The following is a 22,464-nucleotide window of genomic DNA, read 5'->3' on the forward strand; positions in this document are numbered from 1 at the left end:
CAAGTGTTAAGCAAGAACAATTATTAAATCATAATTACCACCCTTGCCATATCTTAAAGCAATAGCCAACCGTAACCTTAAATCTATTCCGTACAATGGAGGTTTTAAACAGCAACGGGTGTGCCAGCAGCATCTCCTCCGGGTCGTGACTTCCTGGATCCTGTTACAGGCGTCTTCCACAGTCTTTTCATCACTGTGGGTAAGCAGTATGGCGAATTCATCCCCGCCGATGCGGGAGACAATGTCACCCTTGCGGAAAGAACGCCCGATAACACCGGAAGCCGCCACCAAAAACCCGTCTCCCGCGTCGTGTCCCAGGGTGTCACTGATAAACTTTAATAAGAGAAGGCAGAGCACAATCGCCCCGCCTCTACCAATTAATCCGTGGCTAGCATGGGGTCGTATCCCTACGTTGCCCCGGTATTCCGATAAATTAGATGATTATCCCATTTACACAAAATGGTGTTCACAAACAAGGCATGGATTTGCAGCATGTTAAAACTAAATACCATTTTTCAAACAATAGTCACTTGCCAAATGCGCAACTAATGAACGAAACAGAATCCCCTCAGTATCAAATTCGTGCTGCGAAACACCACGAGCGAGTTCAAGTTCAAGAAACAGTTTCTGACTATTCGACCACATATATTCGGTATGCTTCTCAAAAACAACATAGATAAAATCATCACCCATAATGTCATCACTATAATAATAGCTACTCTTTTCATTCTGAATTATTTGAAATGCAAGAAGCAGCATATTATCAGGCTTTACTTGCAAATCTTCATTGAGAATACAGTGGCTTGCATTATATATGGCAGTTTGCCTTGCGTAACCAGGAAGTTCGTTTGGCGCAATTTCTTTTATGTCAGCTTTCGCCTCAAGCATTTCGACCAATTCAGATATTGATTTAGGCCCAATTGGTATGAGGTGCTTGAACATCCGCACTTGCTCATTATAGTTCACAATGCCACTCCTTGACTAATTAATTGGACCGGTAGACTAATACCTGGGGCTGAAAGCCACCCAACTGGTGCGGGAGATATTCGATATCCTATTAAACCATCAATTTTTACCCTTGCTGTCGTTTCATTTACTGGAATATTAACAACACCGATTCTTACTGTTCCTACGCTACTTGCGGGTACTTTTAAAGCCGTCCAACCAAATCTTCCATATACTATGGGAGATAAAAGACTACCATTGTCGACAGTGCATGAAGAGAATCTCCATTCGTTAAATATATCACTGCCCGCCCAGTTAAGAAATACTTCACATCTCTGCGTATTTCCATCTCGTACAACACCGGGCCTAACCACAGTAACGCCTCTAGTAGAGTTATCGTCAATTGTGCCTTCCGCGTCCGGTATAATAACTCCCTCAGTCGAGGTGTCGCCAATTGCATCATCTTCGTTCACAGTAATCGGGACTGAAATAGTGAACGGCTCTTGTGCATCAATGGTAATGTCTGCCTGTGCAGAGGAGGGTCCAACGACTATAAGGCACAATAGAACTATCACTAAAAGACTATAAACACGTTTCAACAAATCGTGTACACTCCCTTAATTTATTCATCTTGTATATATAGATTTATATTTTCTTCTCTTAAATTATATTTTCTTTCATTCTTTACATCTTTTGAGAGCATTTCATAAATATATATTGTATCATTATTTTTCCATGCAGAATATATTAAAAACTCCAATTCATCTTTCTTACTTTCAGGAGGAATAATAGTATATTCTTTATCTAACTCGAAATTATATAAAATTAAACCTTGTGGAGTATTACCTGTTGAAAATAAAATATTATTGCCATTATCGGATGCTTTGAAAATATAAGTTGTACCAAGGTTTTTAACGTTAACTCTTTTTAAAATATTTCCATTGCTGTTTATTACCGTAAGAATATTTTTTTTAAGAAGTTCATCATAACAATTACATGAAAAATTATCGCCAATAAAATCAACTGAGGTAACATATTTGTAGGGCAAATTTATAATACTGTAAGAATTATTTAAAAGATCTATATAAATAAGACTTTTATTTTCATTAATGTCCTCTCTTAAAATTAACATTTTGTTATCCTTATAAGTTGCCCAATGAAGAAACCCATTGAGAGTATAAGATAATTTCTTAAATAAATCAAATGACTGATTGGTATTAATATCATAAACCACGACTTTCCCTTTATCTAAATTACTCTTATTTTCATTTCGATAACTTCTAATTGCTAAATATAAATAATTGGCATCTTCCGAAAGAAAAATATCAATAGGTGAAACATTTTTTAGTTCTTCATTCAACTCAATTTCCCCAACAGTATTATCATCTTTAATTAATAGATTTCTTCCATTTTTATAGATTTTACCATTATTACTAATTGTATATAAATTATTTATGTCTTGATCATTATTTAAAAAATTATTTGTTTTAGCTGTATCTTTATTGCAAAAATAATTATTTATAAAAATAAGAAACAAAAAAATAATTATTAAAAACAAGAATACTAATAATCTTTTCACAAAAGAACCTCCAAAATAATTTCGGTTAAACTATTTGTTTAACTTTATCCCTCCAAATTGAATAATATGTATAATAACTCATTTTTCCATCGCTTAATCCATCCTTACCAATTATCTGCCGAGTAAATAAATAAGGTTACCATAATCCCCGCCCTGTCTGCAAGGTGGGGATTATTATTTTACGCTCACTGAGAAACTTAATTTATATAATCTGATGCGGTCCCATCAACCGTAGTTATATTAGCCTGAAAATTGGCGTTACAAACGAAAGGACCTGAGTAACGACAAAAGAAACTATACTTATTGTGGATTCCAGTCTAAATCTTTTGGGTAAATAAACCACTATGAAAATTATTATTCCCGATTTCAAATGAATAACCTATTGATATCTTTCGTAAACTCTTATTTGTTAGAGTAATACTTTTATTATTAATTTTATTAATTCTTTCAAAGGAGTAAACTAACTTTTCGCCTGGTCTCAATGAAACTGATACAGGTTGGTTGCTACTATAATAATATGGTTCAGGCCAATTCTTTGGATAAACTATGTTAAGTGATAAATTATCTAAAGTGTATTCACTATTATTTAACAGGGTAAATTCAACAACAATTTTTTGTTCATTATTTTTTTCTAGCTTGCTGGTTATTTCTGCTTGGATAATATTTAACTTAGATCCGGTAAGTAAAGCCTAAAAAACCAGTCAAAATGCAGCTTGAGGCTGATATTTTCTGCAAAAAATATAATGCTCCCAAGAGGTGAGACACAGGATAATAAAAATAAGTTACAATGGGAGCATGAAAAAGCGTAATCAGTATTCAGCCGAGTTTAAAGCCAAGGTAGTCCTGGAAGTTCTCCGGGAAGAAGCCACTGTCAATGAGATAGCGTCTAAATATGGCATTCATCCTGTGATGGTCAATCGCTGGAAGCAGGAATTTGTAGACCGAGCTTCGGAGGTGTTCAAGAAAGGCCCCTCAGAAGCCGAAAAGGCTCTTGAAAAAGAGCAACAACATGTGGCAGAACTGGAGCGTAAAGTTGGTCAGTTAACATATGAAGTTGACTGGCTTAAAAAAAAATCTGACGAAATCCTCAACCGTAAACGACCGTAAGGCCTTTGTTGAGCTTAGCCATAAAAATATCACGGTAAAGCGTCAGGCTGAGTTGCTGGGGCTCAATCGGAGTAGCGCATATAGGAAACCTCCCGTCAGGACAATTAGTGATGAGGAGTTATTAATCATGCGGTTGATTGATAAAATTCATACAGATGAACCGACCTGGGGCTACCGTACCATCACGGCCATTCTCAGAAGAGAACATAAACTTGTGATTAACAAAAAACGAGTTCGCCGAATTATGCGTGATATGGGTATTTATACGTTGTATCCCAAGCCCAATCTGAGCAAACGCTACCATGCTCAATATATCCGCCCCTATCTGCTGCGCAACCTTAAAATCATCAGGCCAAACCAGGTCTGGGGTGTGGATATAACGTATTTGCGCATGAAGAAAGGGTTCATGTATCTGTTTGTCATCATCGACTGGTATAGCCGCTATATTGTAGATTACGAGCTGTCAAGTACATTGGATAAATCCTTTGTCCTGAGATGTCTAAAGCGTGCTCTAAGTTGCCAGAAGCCAGAAATTATCAATTCTGACCAGGGCAGCCATTTTACTAATCCAGACTACATCAAGTTGTTGGAAGATAATGGAGTAAAGATCTCTATGGATGGCAAGGGCCAATGTCTGGATAATGCCAGAACGGAACGATTCTTCCGCACCTTGAAATATGAACGAATCTACATAAGTGAGTACGAAACACCTCGAGAGTTGAGAATTATGCTGAATGACTACATGAAGACTTACAACACCCGCCGGCCTCATTCTTCGCTGGGTGGCGCCAGCCCAGTATCCTATTACCTCAAAAGCAAGCTCAATGAAGCTGCTTGATACATATCAACATGGGAAGGAGAAAACTTAATTTTTTATATCTGTGTTCTTGACACGGGGGGCATTATAAAATTTGACAAAAAAGAGGAACACCACTCCTAATCGGTGAATTGGTAAAGCGACCAAACAATACCATACCGAAGGAAGGTGTCCTCACAATTATGGTATCACGGTTTCTTACCAATAATCAATTAGAATCACTCAGCCGCCAACAAAAACGCGACTTGAAACATCAATACGAAAAATCAATTAAATTGTTGCAGAGGGCAACCGGCGAAGCCGATCTACCCGTTATCTTTGACAATACTACGGTTACCGGTTTCGGCAACTTTGGGTTACTTGAATCGTTAAAGAAATCGGTTGACTTCACGGGAATCGTCAACAAACACTTACGGTTCACCGACATCACAACAGTACTTACAGTGCCGCCGAACTTGTTGATACCATGGTTGACTGTGCCGCTCTTGGACTTCTACGTTTCGACCATATGAATCAGCTTAAATTCGACCCTGGATATCAGAAGATCAAAGGGATAGACCGGGTTCCCGATGAGCGAACATTGCGGTACTTGATCTCTAAACTCAACCTCGAAGATATTGAAAAGCTCAAAAAAGTTAACCAGGCCATGTTATCAATGAAAGCCAATATGGATGGCCCCAGAGAAATCTGGATTGACACTGACGACACCGTAATTACTGTTTTTGGAGCACAGCAGGGTTCCGAGGTTGGCTACAACCCACGCTATCACGGCCGCAGTTCATACAAAGCAAAAGTGGCCTTTGTATCCGGTAGTTGTGAGCTGCTAAACGCTGGTCGGTATGGCGGTAAAACCTCCAGCAACGGCGATTTCTTTGAGTTTTTCCAGGAAACTCTGTCATTAGTTGGACACAATACTGTAGCCAAAGGCGTCAGAATGGATAAAGGCTTCTTTGACCAAAAGAACTTCGCCTATTTAGAGGACAACTGCATCGAATACGTTTGTAAAGCCCGGCTAAATTCAAACATATGGAAAGTAATCAAATACCTTAACAGCCAGAATAATTCCTGGCAGGAACTTGACAACACATATGCGGTGAATGAAATCACCGTACCGCTTCAAAGCTGGGAACGGGCCAGAAGATTTGTTTTCATTAGAGAGAAAGTTAAAACAACCTCCAAAGGTAACCAAGACACTATTGCATTTACTGACTTATATGATTACGAAGCCATCGTGACAAATATGGAAGATCTCTCACCTGAGGAGATCTGGCACTGGTACAATAAGCGCTGTAACGTGGAAAACAAAATCGATGAGTTGAAAACAGGCGTAGGTATCGAGCAAACCAGCCAAAACGAAATACTAAGGAACATGGCCTTCATGTGGATAAAGATATTGTCTTACAATCTCCTGAACTGGTTTAGGTTGGCACTGTTACCGGCTGACGCATCCAGCTACGAGATCCTAACCATAAGAAGGTTAATTCTCAATATACCAGGCAATGTTGTTGGCAATGGCCGCTACCGTCATGTAAGGCTGGCAGCCAATCAGTGGTTGCAGCAGGTTGTAGATAACATTAAATACAGGCTAAAGGAATTCATATGTCAAAGAGCATGGTTACTTGTCTCACCATCTGGATGATAGCACCAAAGCTAAATAATAGTGATATTTTTACTGCCGGAATGGTCCGGCTTGTTTGATGCACCCTTTTCAAAAGCACTATAAGCTCAACTCTTTACTATGGGAAAATCAATGCTATTTGATTCAATAATTACCAGGAATAATGTGAGCCTACTTCCTTTTATTAGGTGATTGCTTCACCGCAAACAAAAAAACAGGAGTTACTTACCGAATCCAAGTTGAAAATACCTTGAGAAAGTATCTTACAATAACAGATTGTGCTTTACAGGATTTAATTAAAGAGTTCATTTCCTGTCTGCCAGCGTTTTTAAAGAGCCGGCTCCAACTTTCGTCCTGCGCAAGTTGAGTTAATAAGAATATCGGAAACAATTTCTCTACTCCAATTTGATATTTTATAAGAATTTGAGCTTACCCCATTAAACTTATTTTACATTTCATTTATGGGCAGTTGCTACTTTGGCGTATTTAATGAAAAGTTTGAATTGTTTTTATTCGTTTAATAAGGTGAGAAAATAGCAATAGGCAATACCATTAATTTTCCCATGTAGGATTTTCATTGTAAGTTTGGAGGTAGTTGGTAATCTTTTACATGCTCGAAATTTAAGACCTCCACTTTTCTAGGATTTACTTTTATTGTAATAATATCTTCTCCAACAACTATATGAGCTCCTTTATAAGGCTTTACTTTAACTTTTAGTTCAAAATCCAATGAACGATATCCTTGTACTCTTTCGGCACTTATAATATCTACGTACAAGGGATCGGTGACTACTGTGGAACCATAATGTTGTTTAATAGCCTTATCTATATACGGATTTAAAGTTGATAAAAAAATATCCTGATAGAGCTCTTCATTAGGAAATTCATTTGATTCATTATCTGTTATTGCTTTTTTTGAAGAAGTTCCATCTATATCATTTACTTGAGTTTGCTTATTACTGCACCCTATCAAAACAAGTGCGAGAATAAAAAATAATAGAAAAAGGTTTTTTAGTTTCATATCAGTTTGTTTCAACCCCAAACACTATTTTTTTGATATGTCTATCTCCAAAGATTATTTATAAGGCTGCTGGTTAACGATTACGTTGGATAATTAAAAATCCGTCCAAATAGCATTTCCTTTATCATCATAAGTCTTTTCGCCTGCATAAATAATTTTCCCAGTTTTTTCATCAATATCAACACGTGCAAAATTACCTCTAGGTGATAATCCTATTACTTCAATTATTAAATATTTTTCTCCTGGCTTATCATAATAATATGCATATTCTAGGTTAAAATGATATCCAATAGCCCAGTCCTTGCCGGGTTCTAAGTGTCATATCTCTGCCCCCCATCAAACGAATAGTATTATGTATTTTGCTAAATAGAGCTGGGTTTGCCTTTAACGCCGATAGTTTGTTATTATAAATTAGACGCGTGAAGAAGGTAAAAGGTTGCATTAATTACATAATTTTGTTAGTTATTCACTGCGTTCTAATACATGTAAAATTCGCCTCTCGGGGGAACTAGATAAACATTTAACACAGCCTAATAATTAAACGAAAAAAAGGCTTGTTAAAGGAATCGCTGTTCTTATCTTGTATGAACAACAACGTCCGTAAAAAAATAGCCGGGCGATAGATTATAATATCACCCGGCTATTTTTATTGTATAACGAAAACCACCAAACCACCATGGCTTCCCCTCAGATTTAAACTATGTACTTTGACATTAGCTACCGAAAATAATATCCTGTCCGGCCTCACCCAACGCTAACCTCCTTCAAGCAGCCGGGTTTGCCGGTTATTGTTTATCTGCCGTTTTGATCATTACAGCGAATACCTTTTGGATTAAAGCAGCCGTTGCAGGAGGCGCAGGCCGCCTTGGCCTGTCCGTTTATAAACCTTTTCACCAAATCCGGCTCTTGAATAAAAGGCCTGCATAAAGCCACCATATCGGCGATCCCTGTATCTAGAACCGATTCCATAACTGCCAGGGAGCGCAGCCCCCCCACCAAAATGACCGGACACGTTACCTCAGCTTTAATTTTTCCGGCGGCGGCGGCAAAATAGGCTTCCTTTTCCGGAGCATTGATCCCGGGCCAGGCAAATCCTTTTTTGGATTCTTTGATCCCGCCGCTTACCTCTATGGCCGCAACACCCAAACTATCCAGTAACTTAGCCGTATAGATTGCATCCTCAAGAGTCAGATACCCGGCTTCTGCAAAGCCGTCGGTTGTGTTGAGCTTGGCCAGCACGGGATAAGCTTCACCGGTCAATTTTTTGCCGCGGATGATGATCTCCCTGAGAATGCGGGTCCGGTTTTCGATGCTGCCGCCCCATTGGTCCTCCCGCCTATTGGTATAAGGTGAAATAAACTCCGACAGCAAATAGCCGTGCGCGATATGGACCTGTACCCCGTCGCACCCGGCTTTTTTGGCCCTCAGCATGGCGGCGGCGTAACAGTCGATCAGTTCCCGGATTTCCCCGTCAGTCAAAGCGCGGGGCGTCAAACTGGTGCTTTTGTCGGTGACCGCAGAAGGAGCGACGGGAACCAAACCCTCCGCCGGCACGTTAACCTGCCGGCCGGCGTGTGATATCTGTAGAACCAGCTTGGAACCGTGTTGATGCGCAATATCAGCTAACCTGCGGTAACCCTCGATAAATTGATCATCATAAATGGCATTTTGCCCGGGGGCAACCCGTCCCAGGGGATGCTGCACATAAGCATGGGCGGTGATTATCAAACCCACCTCGTTTTCAGCAAGGGTCCTGTACAGCTTTATTTCTGAATCTGATATGGTTCCGTCCGGGTTACCCATAAAATCATTGGTAGCAGAACGAACAAAGCGGTTTTTGATAACCATTGAACCGAGTGTAACAGGCTGAAAAAGAGTGCTCATAGTTTAATCCTTTCATATTTTTGTTTAGTTTCAAGATAATTTTACTTATTTACTTTAAAACAGGCTATTTTCTAATAACTGGTGAAGTATTCTTTGCCTCGAAAAAGTTTTTGACTTCCATACAAGTACATTGCTATTTATATAATTTTATCAATAAATGCTATTAATGCAAGTACATACTTTAATTAGACAAACATGCCACTAACGCAACGGCAGTAAATGTGAAGATAAGCAATGTGGGTGCGATTGGAATCGTACACGGCGCGTTAGCACTGAACTTATTCGAAGCTAATATGCATTTTTTCCATATTCACAATGCTCGCAGCAAACCTCTGATTACTCCTGCGATCGCAGTTTTTCATCATATATGGGCAGGATGATTTTCCTCAAAGCAGGAAGCCCGCTGCTAAATAGCAACGCGCCGCCAACGCTGGCGATTCCTCCAATCAGGACGGTGTTGGGAGCGCCGAGCCAACTGGCCATGGTCCCGGCAAATAGGCTGCCGAAGGGTACCACCCCCATAAAAGCAGCAGCGTACAGGCTCATTACCCGCCCCCGCTTGTCATCATCTACAATGGTCTGGACCACGGTATTGCACGAGGCCATCTGCACCATCATGCCGAAACCGGTAAACAAAAGCAGGCACAGGGAAAACAAGAAGCTGCGGGACTGTGAAAAAAAGATTAGGCCTGTGCCGAAAAGCCCTGCCGCGAACGGTATATTTTTTTCCAATCCCCTGATATTCTTCCTTGAAGCCAAATAAACGGCGCCGGTCAGGGCTCCCATGCCGGAGGCGCCCATCATAAAACCAAGGGTGTGCGGCCCGCCGTGCAGAATTTCACTGGCAAATACCGGCATCAGCACGGTATAAGGCATACCGGTAAAGCTGACTAAAGCCAGCAGCATTAAGATATAACGGATGGGGGCAAAACCCCGGACATAGGCCAGACCATCCTTAAAATGCTTAAATATATTATCCTTTGCCCCCTCAGTTTTCCTGGGCTTAACCCTCATCGCCAACAGGGCGGCGAGCACGGCAAGATAGCTGATGCCGTTAATTAAAAAGCACAGCCCCTCCCCCATAGCCGCAATCAGCACCCCGGCTACGGACGGCCCGATCAGTCTGGCCCCGTTGAACATGGAGGAGTTTAAAGCAATGGCGTTGCCCAGGTCATTTCTGTCTTCCACAATCTCCGTGACAAAAGCCTGCCGGGCAGGGGCGTCCAGGGCGTTAACCAGTCCCAGAAAAATGCTTAACGGAATAATATGCCATACCAAAATATTATCGGTTAAAACCAGCAGGGCTAAAATAAAAGCCTGGAGCATGGCCAGGGCCTGGGTAATAAGGAGAATGCGGTGGCGATTCCCACGGTCAACCAGCACACCGGCAAAAGGCGAAATCAGAAAGGTCGGGACATTTCCTGCGAAACCTACCAAACCCAGCATTAAGGCCGAACCGGTCAAACGGTACACCAGCCAGCTCATGGCGATATTCTGGATCCAGGTGCCGATCAGAGATATGCACTGTCCACTGAAGAAAAGGCGGTAATTGCGGTAATGAAAAGAGCGTAGGATAAATCTAAGACCGGATTGTTTGTTGTTGCTGGACTGCTCTGGCTTCATTGCATAACAGCTCCGGTATACAGGAAATTAGAAATACTTGGTCCGTTAAATTCATCATACCACCATTTCTCGCCAGGGTATACAGTTACGTCGGGCCTTCACAAGAACAACCGGGTTGACAAATCGCCGGATTTAGTTTCAAACTGGAAAAAATTTTACTAAACGAAGCACAATTTATAAGAATAAATCTTACAATGGAAATAAGTTTGCCGGCCAAACATGAACGATTGTTTTTTTTCCCAACTGCTCTACTAAAAAATTACTTTGAGTTTACTCTGAAAAAGATGTAAATTAAGAGATATCAAACTATTCCCAAACTTAAGACGAGGGTTATCCGCCTATGACTGCTGAGATTTACATTCTGCTGGTGGTCGTGGTCGCAGCGGCATTGCTTTTTGCTCTCACCAACGGGTTGCATGACGCCAGCTCGATTGTGGCTACCTTTATTGCCTGCGGCGCCGCTTCTCCCGGCCAGGCCGTCGTGCTGGCGGCGGTTTTCGGCTTCAGCGGCGCAATGCTGGGCGGCAGTTCTGTGGCCAATACCTTCACCAATATTGTCAGCGTTTCCATGAGTAATTCACTGCTGACTATAATATTGGCAGCCGTACTGGCGGCAGTAGCCTGGAATTTAATCACCTGGTATTTCGGGATTCCCTCCAGTTCAACCCATGCCCTGGTTGGCGGCGTTATCGGAGCGGTGTGGGCTTCAAACGGCTTTCATCAGGTATTATGGGGCTGGAGCCAACTGTTCGGGGAAACGCATGAATTGACCGGGATGATGAGGATTTTTGCCGCTCTGCTCATTTCACCGCCACTGGGCTTCATCCTGGCCTACTTACTTCAAAAGCTGCTGAGTCTGGCCTTGAGAAACGCCAGGAACACTGTCAACCGCTGGCTAAAAAGGTTGCAGTGGGTAATGGCGGCGGTGCTGGCTTTCAGCTTCGGCGCCAACGATACCCAAAAAATAATGGGATTGATCACCCTGGCTTTAATCGCTTCGGGAAACCTGCAGCAGCAAGCGGTACCCCTTTGGGTCAGGCTGAGCGGCGCCCTGGTGATGTTTTGCGGTACTGTTCTCGGGGGTTGGTCGATTATGAGAACTCTGGGCGAACGCATTTTTGACATTCGTCCCATCCACAGTCTCAACTCACAGGTTTCCTCTGGAGCAGCCATCTTAATGGCAACCTATCTTGGGGCGCCTGTCTCCACCACCCATGTGATGGCCAGCAGCATCCTCGGAGCGGGGGCAGGGGACGAACACCGTATGGTCAACTGGAATATTGGGAAGGAAATGATCGTGGCGTGGTTTGTCACCATTCCTTCCGCGGTGCTGGTAGCCGCGTTAATATACTACCCGGTCTATTGGTTAGCCGGTAAACCATAAAGGAGAGTTAGCCATGGGAATAAATATATTTAATAAAGTTTTCCCTCAGAAGTGGGATTTTGTCGGCATGCTGCGCACCCAGGCGGAATTAACAGCACAGGGGGTGCAGACCCTGCTTGACTGGCTGTTGGAGCCTTCAGCTGAAAATTATGATTTACTGCTCCAGCTGGCCGCGCAAGCAGACACTGTCCGCATGGAGATGGAGGAAAAATTGTATGAAGCCTTCGTCACCCCTTTTGACCGGCAGGAACTCTATTATATTTCGGTCCAAATGGACCGCATCGTTGAGTACGCCAAATCCACCCTGCTGTCCATTGTCGAATACAAGGTGGAGCCACGCAAATACTTTATTAAAATGACGGAGGCGCTGAGTGAGGGTACAACTATATTTGCCGGGGCTATGATCTCAATCCTCGATAACAAACCCATCGAGTCACAGACCCGCATCCAGGAGATAAGGAAAGCCCATGCGGAGATGGAAGACTATTACCGCAAGGGCATGTCGGAACTTTTTCAAACTGCCGATGCCATGGAAGCCTTGAAGCACCATGAAATATACAGCCAAATGCAGGATGCGGCCTTTTACCTGGGCAGTACTGTGGACATCTTTCACCGTATCGTTGTCCGGATAGGCTAGAACAAAGCTTTTTGCCCGGTCATCCGCAGCGGTTGGCATACAGCTAATGGGTACGTTTAAAATATCTTGCCCTTACTGCCCTCGTAAATCTTTTCCTCCCCGGTCACGGCAAAGGACAGCCATACCAGTATGGACACACCGGCGACATTGATAAAGTAATGAAGTGTTTGGTTGAAGCCGTTCTGCATCTCAAAAGCTCCCGACCTGATCAAAGCCTCGGTGGCCAGAACAAGCAGGCCGCTGAAGAGCAGCACCAGCAGCATTTTGTAAAAAGAGTTGCGCTGCATCCAATTCATCAGCAAAATCCCGCCACCCGCTCCCCCAACCAGCACAAACAAAGGGACACCGGCAATAGCGGGCGCACTTTTCGTGAAATGGTAATAACCCAGCTGGATAAAGGTAAAATTCATGGCAAAGAGCAGCAGGATTGAAACAATCGCCACTGGCCAGAGCAGCCTAAGCCTGTTAAAAGGGACCAGGATAAAAACCAGCAGCCACATCACAACAGCCCAAATCAGGTATTCCATGACTACCTCCGGGTGTTTTTATTACTATTCTCTTTATTTGCCCCTCCTTCTATGCAAAATTATTTATCATCATATTAAAAGCGCTGCGATGTAAAAGGATCGGCTACGTTTCTGTAATAAATTTTTAACCTTTACGAAATAAATTCTTAAAAAAAATATGATATTCTCGCTCTAACGTAGGTAAAATTCATTCCTGCAATATGTTCGCACAGATTAACTGAAAAAGAAATTGGGGGGACAAGAATGGAATTAAAAGGAACGAATACCGAAAGGAACCTGCTGACTGCTTTCGCAGGCGAATCACAGGCCAGAAACCGCTATACTTTCTTTGCTTCCAAGGCCAAAAAGGAGGGCTATGAGCAAATCGCGGCCATTTTCCTGGAGACCGCCGCCAACGAAAAGGAACACGCGGAGCGCTTGTTTAAATTCCTTACCGGCGGCGAGGTGGAAATTACCGCCGCATTCCCCGCGGGTATCATCGGGACAACCCAGGATAACCTGGAGGGGGCTGCCGCAGGAGAAAAGTATGAGCACACTGTTATGTATCCCGAGTTCGCTAAAACAGCTGAGGCGGAGGGTTTTGCCGAGATCGCCGCAGTATTTAGCGCTATCGCCAGGGCGGAAGTAGCACATGAAAAACGTTACTTGAAACTTCTGCAGAACATTAAAGAAGGAAAGGTATTCCACCGCGATGAAAAAGTGCTGTGGAAATGCGCCAACTGCGGTTATATGCACGAAGGTACGGACGCTCCCAACGTTTGCCCGGCCTGCGACCACCCCCAGAGCTATTATGAGCTCTGGAGCCAGAACTATTAAATGCCCGCCGGCCCCGGTTTGCCTTAACAGGTGAATCCGGGGCCGGCCTGTTTACCGGAAGGACCATTGACTTCACAATACAAGCCGGCTAATATAATTAAAAAGCAATCCATTTGTTTCAGCTCATCAAAAATGGCTCATAAGAGGTTGCTGGTTTGGCCATCAATTATTATATTTTTATATGGGAGATGTGGAAGTGCTGCAGGTAGTCCTCTTTGATCTGGATGGAACCCTATTACCAATGGACCACAGGAAGTTCATGAACGAATACTTAAAAGAGCTGTCCCTCTTCGTACGTCCGGTAATCGAACCTGACGCCTTTAAACAGGCTCTGATGGCAAGTACCTCGGCTATGGCCGCCAATAACAGCCTGGTATTTACCAACGAAGAGGTTTTTTGGAAAGATTTTGAGAATCATCTGGGAGAAAGGCTACCGTCTATCCGGCCCTTGCTTGAATTGTTTTACGCTGAAAAGTTCCGGCAATTGTCCTACGTAGCCCACCCATGCCAGGAAGCCCGCATATTGGTAAAAGCAGCCATGGAGCGCAATTTGCGTATTGCGCTGGCTACCAATCCTCTATTCCCGCTGACCGCTATACTAAGCCGGATGTCCTGGGCAGGTGTGGATGACTTTCCGTGGAATTTAATTACCAGCTATGAAGTCATGCACTTTTGCAAACCACATCCCGGGTACTACCGTGAAATTGCCGCACACCTTGGTGTGCGGCCTGAGGAATGCCTGATGGTAGGCAACAATGTGGATGAGGACTTGGTTGCTGGAACCCTTGGCATGAAGACCTACCTGGTAACTGATTGCCTGCTGGGAGACCCTGCAGGCATTTGCCGGGCGGACTGGCACGGATCAATACAGCGCCTGGCCTGGTTGTGGGAGAATCAGGGCTTTCCCGGGGAATCAAGAGTAAAGCTTTAAAAAATTATCCTGCAATGAGCCTTTAGTCAAAAGCCATGTCCTGGAGGTTTATTTAAGACAATAGTGATTTCAGTAATCCCCTAAAATAAGGTTTTGTTAAAGTTTCAACATTTAATGGTGATTTGGAGACCACTTGTTTCCAAATACCGTCCCTGTCTCTTATAAAAAATATGTTCCCTTTTTTTGTTTTCATTTCTATTTTTCCAGTTGATCCCACAACTACCCTTTTTTTGGGTATGAATTCGATTTCATCTTCTCCTGCTTTTAATTTGAATCTCTTTGAATAATAAGAGCCTAATCTTTTTCTTTCATAAGAAGTTAATATTATTTTTTCTTCAATTAAGTCTGACAGCCAATCTTCCAGTCGATCATAAAATGATTTTATCTCCACTGGACATTGTTCATTGATATCACTTGTTTGCGCTTCCTGGTCCTCCTGCAATTGTTTCTTGTTCCTCAAAAGAGCAGCCAGATCACTCATTATGATTAACCTCCTCTCAGGAATATTATATATGAATTTTCACATTATTAACAAAAATTCCTACATTTATTTTTCAAAATATTACGACACATTTCGATTTAATTCTTAGGCCTGGCTTATCCCAATCTTATACCCATAGTTCAATGAATGACGAAATGCTCTTTCATGTAATGCCTTTTTCATAGAAGGGTATACCTGACAATAAAAAGAGCCGGCGTTTAGCGCAGCCGGCTCCGGTTTGCTCCGGTGATAAAGGGCTTATCTCCGTTTACGTCTGTATTATTTGCTATTGTTCCGTATCAGACTCTGTTTCTTGCTCCGTATCCTGGATAACTTCCGTCTGGTTAATAACCCTTTCCGCAATTACCGCCATTTCAGCCCTGGTAATGGCGCTGTTGGGGTTAAACTTCCCTTCCGGTGAGCCGACAATGATCCCTTCTTGATAAAGAGCCATGATATAACCCAGGTCCTCCGGCGAAATCAGGCTGCCGTCAGCAAAAGGTATGTCCTCCGTATCGACAGGGGTCAGTTCCAGCGCTTTGGCAAGCTCAACAGCTACCAGAGCCCGGTCGGCCTGCACCTGGGATTGGAACCGGTTAATATTAACAACTCCTTTGTACACTGCTTCCCGCACTGATTCCCGGGCCCAATCGGGGACATCTTCCAGATTGAGGTCCTCAATGGTTAACTGGTTATCTTCCTGCCAGGTATTTTTGTTAGCCATTCTCATCACCAGGACCGTTATTTCAGCCTGGGTAATTGAATCCTCGGGCCGGAACGTCCCGTCTTCATAGCCCTCAAATACCCCGATAGCTTTCATTTTCTTGATACTTTCCGCGGCCCAGTGCCCATTGATATCAGGAATGTCCTCTTCCACTTCCCCCTGGGCCTGGTAGGCGTCCAGCTTTTGCTTGAACTCCTTCAACTGCTGTCCCTGATAGGACTTGTGCTCCTGGCCTGTTACCTTGCTTTCACCGTTACTTTTACCGTTACTTTCGCTGTCGGCCTGTACCGTGCTATCACCCTGCGTGCTATCACTCTGAACAGCAGCCTTTGTGTTACCGGCGTTGTCCTTCTCCCCGTCCTGGTTTTTCGCCATGGCGGCTCCGGCCGATAGCATCAACATCATTGACAGCGCAACAACTACAGACAGTACTTTCCTCACTTGGTTGTCTCCTCCTTTGTGGTTTTACCAAATATATACGAATGCTCCAATCCTTTAGGGGGGTATATCAGCTGGTAAAAAGAAATAAGACAGAGGAACGTCCCCTGTCTTTCGCCTGTCTATCCGTTAAGGCGCTCTATTTCATCCTGCAGCTTTTCAATCCGTTCCAGCAGATCCATGATGATGGCCGCAGCGTGTACATTTACACCAAGGCTGCAGCGCAGCCGCATCAGCTTCCGCACGCGAGTGGCCTGGCAGGACTGGATATGGTTCTCCCTTATTTCCACGATACCCAGTTCAGCCAGCCTTTCTGCTATCTCCGGGTGGATTTCCAGGCTGCTTATATCGACCCATTCCCCCTCCGGGCCTGTGGAAAGAGAGTGATGGTAAACCTGGAGATAATATTTCTTCACAGTGTTCACACCCCTTTCCTCAACGCGGCCAGTTGCCGGTACAGCTTTTCTTCTTCCGCCGTCAGTCGCTCAGGGATATCTATTTTTATAATTACATACTCGTCGCCCCGCCCGCCTTTATGCGGTAAACCTTTACCCCGCAGCCGCAGCCGCCTGCCGGCGCGGGAGCCTGCAGGCACTTTCATCAACACTGCTCCGTCCAGGGTCGGGACCGAGACCTGGTCTCCCAGCGCCGCCTGTTCGGGCCGCAGCGTAACCTCGGTCTCCAGATCGCTTCCCCGGACTTTGTAGAGTGGGTGTGGGAGGATGCGCACCTTCAAGTAAAGATCTCCCCTGGTTCCCCCGTTGAGACCTTCCCCACCCTGGCCTTTTAATCGAATCCGGCTGCCGTCGGCAACTCCCGGCGGGATTTTCACAGCCAGTGTTTTAGTACTTGAGGTCACCCCCGTCCCGCCACAACGAGGGCAGAAAGACTGCCCGTCATGCCCCTGGCCGCCGCAGGCTTGACATATTTCCCGCGTGGACAGCTGCAGTGATTTTTGTCCGCCCCGGTAGGCTTCCTCAAGGGTGAGTTCAACCTCGCTTTCCGCATCCTGTCCTTGTACCGGACCGCGCCTGGCGGTTCTGGCGCCGCGCCCAAAACCGCCGCCGAAGATTGCCTCGAAAAAGTCGCTGAAACCGCTCGCTCCAGCATCTCCCCCGGTGTAAAAATGAAAGCCCTCCGTATCCGGCGGGGGCTGAAAATCATCGCCTGCCCGCCAATTAGCCCCCAGGCGGTCGTATTTTTCCCGTTTTTCTTTATCGCTCAGGACCTCATAGGCTTCGTTAATCTTTTTAATTTTTTCCTCGGCCGTTTCCTTGTCCCTGCCGGTATGCAGGTCGGGGTGCCATTTACGGGCAAGCTTGCGGTAGGCGGACTTAATCTCCTTCTCCGTGGCAGTGCGGCTGACGCCTAATATTTCATAATAGTCCTGGAAAGAAACGCTCACTCAACTTTCACCGTCCTTTCGCAACCCTGACTGGTAGACCGGCAGCCGGACCGGCTGCCGGTCTATCGTAGGGCGTAAATCGCAGGGCGTTGTGTTTTCAGCTTCACCCACATTTTTGAGGCTGTTTTCCGCTCTTGGTGAAGGTAAATTCAGTTTGTTTATTTCTCCTCAAACTCGGCGTCGATGGCATCGTCAGCGGCACGATTGCCGGGGTTGCCTGCCGGCTCAGTTCCGGTTGTCCCGGCGCCTTCCCGGTAGGCGGACTGAGAGACCGTGTAGGACGCCTGCTGCAGTTCGTCCTTGAGTGCGCGGACCTGTTCGATGGACGCGTTTTCCTTGATCGCAGCTTTTAAATCTGCCAGGAGCTGTTCAATGCGCGCTTTTTCATGTACGGGGACCTTTTCACCCAGGTCTTTAAGCTGCCGTTCCACCTGGTAGGCCAGAGAGTCGGCCTCGTTGCGGGCCTCGATTTCCTGCTTGCGCTGTTTGTCCTCGGCGGCATGCATTTCGGCCTCGCGCACCATGCGGTCGATTTCTCCCTTGTCCAGGCTGGTGGAACCACTGATGGTGATAGTTTGCTCCTTGCCCGTGCCCTTATCCCTGGCGCTTACTTTCAAAATACCGTTGGCGTCAATATCGAAGGTTACCTCGATTTGCGGTACACCCCGGGGAGCCATGGGAATGCCATCCAGCTTAAACTGTCCCAGGGAGCGGTTGTCACGGGCCATTTCCCGCTCTCCCTGCAGCACGTTGATGTCGACGGCAGGCTGGTTGTCCTCAGCGGTCGAGAATACCTGGCTGCGCCGCACCGGGATGGTGGTGTTGCGCTCAATAAGCTTGGACATTACCCCACCCAGGGTCTCCAAACCCAGGGAAAGGGGAGTAACATCAAGCAGCAGGACGTCTTTGACTTCGCCGGCCAGGACACCTCCCTGGATTGCGGCCCCAATCGCGACCACCTCGTCAGGGTTGACTCCCTGGTGCGGATCCTTGCCTCCCGTCAGGCTGCGCACCATTTTCTGCACCGCCGGAATGCGGGTGGAGCCACCCACCAGGATTACCTCATCAATATCCTTTTCGGTCAGTTTGGCATCAGAGAGGGCGGCCAACACCGGCCCACGGCAGCGCTCAACCAGGCGCCGCGTGAGGTCATCAAACTTGGCCCGGGTCAACTTCATCTCCAGGTGTTTCGGACCGTTGGCGTTGGCTGTGATAAACGGCAGGTTAATCTGGGTTTCCATGGTTGTGGAAAGCTCCATCTTGGCTTTTTCTGCAGCTTCGGTCAGCCTCTGCAGGGCCTGCTTATCCCGGCGCAGGTCAATCCCGTTATCCTTCATAAACTCACCGGCGATCCAGTCCACAACCGCCTTGTCAAAATTATCACCACCCAGGTGGGTGTCTCCATTGGTGGATTTGACTTCAAAGACCCCATCGCCGACTTCCAGGATCGAGACGTCGAAGGTCCCCCCGCCCAAGTCGAACACCAGGATCGTTTCGTTGGCCTTTTTATCAAGGCCATAAGCCAGGGCTGCCGCCGTTGGTTCATTGATGATGCGCAGCACGTTCAGGCCGGCGATTTTACCTGCGTCCTTGGTGGCGTTGCGCTGGGCGTCATTAAAATAGGCCGGTACGGTGATCACCGCGTCTGTTACCTTTTCGCCAAGGTACTTGGAAGCGTCATCCACCAGCTTGCGTAAGACAAGCGCCGATATTTCCTCCGGCGCCATCAGTTTGCCTCTAACATCAAAGCGGACTGCATCATTAGGTCCGGCGGCTACTTTGTACGGTACCAGTTTGCGCTCGTCAGCCACCTCAGTGTAACGGCGGCCGATAAATCTTTTGATCGAATACAACGTGTTTTCCGGATTCAAAACTGACTGTCGTCTGGCCACCTGGCCGGCCAGCCTTTCTCCGTCCTCTTTGAAAGCAACCACGGAAGGCGTGGTGCGTGCGCCCTCGGTGTTAACAATAACAGTGGGCTTACCGCCTTCCATCACCGCTATGACCGAGTTGGTAGTGCCGAGGTCGATGCCTACTGTTTTACTCATTCCATTATACCTCCTCAAGGCGTTATAAATATTACCGCAGAATTCCTAAAAAATATTTTTGAGATTAGAACCTGCTCCTGGTAATATTATACGTCAAGAATAGTCAAAGTCAATCACCATGCAAAAAAAAATTTCGCTATTATTTTGTATGACATCCGGGCTGGTAAAAGTTGCGGGTTCAGCGAACAGCCTTTCCACAAAGGCTATCAGTTTTGTTTGCAGCCGGCAGCGGCCAGCCCAACAGCGTTTATTCCGGTACCGCCGCCCAGGTCAAGGACCTTACTGCCCTTCAGCGGGTCCAACCACTCCGGTATATAGCCGGAGTGGTCGAGGGCCACCTTTTGCATGAACTTGTCATAAAAAGGCGCCATCAGTTCAAACAGCATTTTTACACGCCTGTACCGCCTTTAAAGTCTTCTCAACGATATTTTCCACGGTGAACCCAAATTTATCAAAAAGTGTGCCGGCAGGGGATGATGCTCCAAAATGGTCGATACTGATAATCTCGCCGCTATCTCCGGTATAACGCTGCCAACCCTGGCTGCTGCCGGCCTCCACTGCCACCCGTGCTTTTATTTGTGGCGGCAAGACCTCCCGGCGGTAGTCCTCCGGCTGTCTCTCAAACAACTCCCAGCTCGGCATACTGACCACGCGGGCTGCAACACCGCTTTCCTGTAGTCTTTCCGCAGCCTGCAGGGCCAGGTGGACTTCAGAACCGCTGGCCATGATAATGGTGTCCGGACTGCCGCTGCCTATCTGATTGAGAGTATAGGCGCCGCGGTATAGCCCGTCTGCCGCGGCAAACTTCTGCCGGTCCAGCACCGGCAGGTTCTGGCGTGATAAAACCAGGACCACCGGCCCGTTTATCGTCAAAGCCACGCGCCAGGCTTCGCTTGTTTCGTTGGCGTCAGCCGGACGAATGACAGTCAGGCCAGGGATTACCCTGAGCGAGGCCAGGTGTTCTACGGGCTGGTGGGTGGGGCCGTCTTCGCCGACCCCGATGCTGTCGTGGGTAAAGACATAAATGACCTTCAACCCCATCATGCCCGACAGGCGGATAGGCGGGCGCATGTAGTCGGAGAAAACCAGAAAAGTAGCCCCGTAGGGGATTAAACCGCCGTGCAGCGCCATCCCGTTGAGGATCGAACCCATGCCATGCTCGCGGACACCAAAATGAAGGTTCCGTCCCTGGTAGTAACCGGCGGCAAAGTCACCGGCGCCTTTGATGTACGTTTTATTAGAGGGCGCCAGGTCGGCCGACCCGCCCAGCAGGTTGGGCAGGCTGCCCCAAACCGCATTGAGAAAGGCGCCCGATGCCGCCCGGGTAGCTATTCCTTTTTCGCCGGGCTGGAAAACGGGGATAGCGCTGTCCCACCCATCCGGCATGCGACCGCTCAGCCACTGCCGCCATTCCTTCGCCAGTTCTGGGAAAGCCCTGCTGTAGGAGTCAAACAGGTCCAGCCATTTGGCCTCGCGGGACCTGCCTTGCTCCAATGCCTGGCGGAAATGGCCCAGGACCTGGTCCGGGACATGAAATGCGGGAGCCGAAGGCCAGCTTAAGTTTTCTTTGGTCAACCTTAATTCATCGGAACCCAGCGGCTCACCGTGCGCGGCGGATTTACCCTGCTTGTTGGGGCTGCCGAAACCTATATGGGTACGCACCATGATCAGCGAGGGTTTCTCCTTCTCTGCCAACGCCGTTTCAAGGGCGGTCTCCAGGGCGGCGGTATCGTTCCCGTCCTCTACCCGCAAAACCTGCCAGCCGTAAGCTTCAAAGCGGCCGGACCGGTCCTCGGTAAAGGCCAGTTCGGTATCCCCTTCGATGGAAATATGGTTGTCGTCATACAGGCAGATCAGGCGTCCCAGCTTGAGGTGACCGGCCAGCGAGGCCGACTCGTGGGTGACCCCCTCCATCAGGTCACCGTCACCGGCAATCACATAAGTGTAGTGGTCAACAATATCAAAACCAGTCCGGTTGAAGTGGGCAGCCAGAAAGCGCTCGGCTATGGCCATACCGACCGCGTTGGACAGGCCCTGGCCTAAAGGCCCGGTAGTCACCTCAACTCCGGGGGTATGTCCATACTCGGGGTGGCCCGGTGTCCTGCTGCCCCACTGGCGAAAATCCATCAATTCTTCCAAAGTAAGATCATAACCTGTTAAATGCAGCAGGCTGTAAAGCAGCGCCGACCCGTGCCCGGCCGACAGAACAAAGCGGTCCCGGTCCGGCCAGGAAGGATTGGCCGGGTTGTGACGCAAAAACTTGGTCCACAACACATAGGCCATAGGGGCGGCGCCCATGGGCATGCCGGGGTGTCCTGATTTCGCCTTTTCGACAGCTTCCGCTGCCAGTATACGGATCGTGTTGATACAGAGTTGGTCCAGTTGGTTCGTATTATTCATGAAACATCCTCGCTCTTTTTCTACAAAAAATTTATTTTGCGTTAAGTTCTTTTCAACCTTAAAGATATAGTTCCTGCTT

General features: G+C 46.5%; 20 protein-coding genes and 1 pseudogene. 6 read left to right on the forward strand and 15 right to left on the reverse strand.

Annotated features, from left to right (window positions below; all coding sequences use genetic code 11):
* Positions 1-6: 6 nt before the first annotated feature.
* From Psch_RS05750 to Psch_RS05765, 4 genes are all read right to left on the reverse strand, one after another.
* Positions 7-357, reverse strand: a complete 351-nt coding sequence (locus tag Psch_RS05750) for a diguanylate cyclase domain-containing protein (RefSeq protein WP_190239459.1) — start codon at positions 355-357, stop codon at positions 7-9.
* A gap of 144 nt (positions 358-501) precedes the next feature.
* Positions 502-966, reverse strand: a complete 465-nt coding sequence (locus Psch_RS05755) for a hypothetical protein (protein ID WP_190239460.1) — start codon at positions 964-966, stop codon at positions 502-504.
* On the reverse strand, positions 963-1,547 hold the full coding sequence (locus Psch_RS05760) for a hypothetical protein (protein ID WP_190239461.1): 585 nt from the start codon (positions 1,545-1,547) through the stop codon (positions 963-965). Before Psch_RS05760 ends, Psch_RS05755 begins: the two co-directional genes overlap by 4 nt.
* Positions 1,548-1,567: 20 nt before the next feature.
* On the reverse strand, positions 1,568-2,524 hold the full coding sequence (locus tag Psch_RS05765; protein WP_190239462.1) for a hypothetical protein: 957 nt from the start codon (positions 2,522-2,524) through the stop codon (positions 1,568-1,570).
* A 795-nt stretch (positions 2,525-3,319) separates the two neighbouring features.
* Between Psch_RS05765 and Psch_RS05770 the strand changes: the two genes are divergently transcribed.
* Positions 3,320-4,469 (forward strand): IS3 family transposase gene (locus Psch_RS05770; protein ID WP_190239463.1). Its coding sequence is split into 2 segments (ribosomal slippage): positions 3,320-3,591 and positions 3,590-4,469, totalling 1,152 coding nucleotides; the frame shifts between segments, so codons are not numbered across the junction.
* 158 nt (positions 4,470-4,627) lie between these two features.
* Positions 4,628-6,087 (forward strand): annotated as a pseudogene (locus tag Psch_RS05775) (IS1380 family transposase).
* Between the two features lie 553 nt (positions 6,088-6,640).
* On the opposite strand, the gene Psch_RS05780 reads toward Psch_RS05775, so the two are convergent.
* The 3 genes from Psch_RS05780 to Psch_RS05790 all read right to left on the reverse strand — a co-directional run bounded on the left by Psch_RS05780 (position 6,641) and on the right by Psch_RS05790 (position 10,594).
* Entirely contained in the window at positions 6,641-7,087 is a 447-nt protein-coding gene (locus tag Psch_RS05780; RefSeq protein ID WP_190239464.1) for a DUF3888 domain-containing protein, read from the reverse strand.
* Between the two features lie 792 nt (positions 7,088-7,879).
* Complete coding sequence (locus tag Psch_RS05785; protein WP_190239465.1) at positions 7,880-8,971, reverse strand: NADH:flavin oxidoreductase; 1,092 nt, start codon at positions 8,969-8,971, stop codon at positions 7,880-7,882.
* A gap of 336 nt (positions 8,972-9,307) precedes the next feature.
* Positions 9,308-10,594 (reverse strand): MFS transporter, encoded by a 1,287-nt coding sequence (locus Psch_RS05790; protein ID WP_190239466.1) that lies wholly within the window; start codon positions 10,592-10,594, stop codon positions 9,308-9,310.
* Between the two features lie 340 nt (positions 10,595-10,934).
* On the opposite strand from Psch_RS05790, the gene Psch_RS05795 reads away from it, so the two are divergent.
* Positions 10,935-11,978 carry an inorganic phosphate transporter gene (locus Psch_RS05795; RefSeq protein WP_190239467.1) on the forward strand — a complete coding sequence of 348 codons (1,044 nt, stop codon included), beginning with the start codon at positions 10,935-10,937 and terminating at the stop codon, positions 11,976-11,978.
* Between the two features lie 13 nt (positions 11,979-11,991).
* Positions 11,992-12,615, forward strand: coding sequence for a DUF47 domain-containing protein (locus Psch_RS05800; protein ID WP_134219935.1), 624 nt, complete (start codon positions 11,992-11,994; stop codon positions 12,613-12,615).
* A 56-nt stretch (positions 12,616-12,671) separates the two neighbouring features.
* Here the strand turns inward: Psch_RS05800 and Psch_RS05805 are convergent, their stop codons facing one another.
* Entirely contained in the window at positions 12,672-13,142 is a 471-nt protein-coding gene (locus tag Psch_RS05805) for a hypothetical protein (protein ID WP_190239468.1), read from the reverse strand.
* 243 nt (positions 13,143-13,385) lie between these two features.
* Here Psch_RS05805 and rbr point away from each other — a divergent pair, with 243 nt between their 5' ends.
* Positions 13,386-13,958 carry a rubrerythrin gene (gene rbr, locus Psch_RS05810; RefSeq protein ID WP_190239469.1) on the forward strand — a complete coding sequence of 191 codons (573 nt, stop codon included), beginning with the start codon at positions 13,386-13,388 and terminating at the stop codon, positions 13,956-13,958.
* Positions 13,959-14,154: 196 nt separating this feature from the next.
* The gene (locus Psch_RS05815) at positions 14,155-14,889 is read left to right on the forward strand and encodes an HAD family hydrolase (protein ID WP_190239470.1); all 735 of its coding nucleotides are present in this window, start codon (positions 14,155-14,157) and stop codon (positions 14,887-14,889) included.
* A gap of 52 nt (positions 14,890-14,941) precedes the next feature.
* On the opposite strand, the gene Psch_RS05820 is transcribed toward Psch_RS05815, so the two are convergent.
* From Psch_RS05820 to tkt, 7 genes are all read right to left on the reverse strand, one after another.
* Positions 14,942-15,370: a hypothetical protein gene (locus tag Psch_RS05820; RefSeq protein WP_190239471.1), complete on the reverse strand. Its 429-nt coding sequence runs from the start codon at positions 15,368-15,370 to the stop codon at positions 14,942-14,944.
* 286 nt (positions 15,371-15,656) lie between these two features.
* Positions 15,657-16,535: an S-layer homology domain-containing protein gene (locus Psch_RS05825; RefSeq protein WP_190239472.1), complete on the reverse strand. Its 879-nt coding sequence runs from the start codon at positions 16,533-16,535 to the stop codon at positions 15,657-15,659.
* A gap of 119 nt (positions 16,536-16,654) precedes the next feature.
* The gene (locus Psch_RS05830) at positions 16,655-16,948 is read right to left on the reverse strand and encodes a chaperone modulator CbpM (RefSeq protein WP_190239473.1); all 294 of its coding nucleotides are present in this window, start codon (positions 16,946-16,948) and stop codon (positions 16,655-16,657) included.
* Positions 16,949-16,953: 5 nt separating this feature from the next.
* Entirely contained in the window at positions 16,954-17,937 is a 984-nt protein-coding gene (locus Psch_RS05835) for a DnaJ C-terminal domain-containing protein (RefSeq protein WP_190239474.1), read from the reverse strand.
* A gap of 158 nt (positions 17,938-18,095) precedes the next feature.
* Entirely contained in the window at positions 18,096-19,985 is a 1,890-nt protein-coding gene (gene dnaK, locus Psch_RS05840) for a molecular chaperone DnaK (RefSeq protein WP_190239475.1), read from the reverse strand.
* Positions 19,986-20,191: 206 nt separating this feature from the next.
* The gene (locus Psch_RS05845; protein ID WP_190239476.1) at positions 20,192-20,371 is read right to left on the reverse strand and encodes a class I SAM-dependent methyltransferase; all 180 of its coding nucleotides are present in this window, start codon (positions 20,369-20,371) and stop codon (positions 20,192-20,194) included.
* A complete protein-coding gene (gene tkt / locus Psch_RS05850; RefSeq protein ID WP_190239477.1) occupies positions 20,361-22,385 on the reverse strand; it encodes a transketolase in 2,025 nt (674 codons plus the stop codon). The genes Psch_RS05845 and tkt overlap by 11 nt, the downstream gene beginning before the upstream one ends.
* Between the last annotated feature and the right edge of the window lie 79 nt (positions 22,386-22,464).

Origin of the sequence: Pelotomaculum schinkii, assembly GCF_004369205.1 — a bacterium.
Taxonomy (GTDB): Bacteria; Bacillota; Desulfotomaculia; order Desulfotomaculales; family Pelotomaculaceae; genus Pelotomaculum_C; species Pelotomaculum_C schinkii.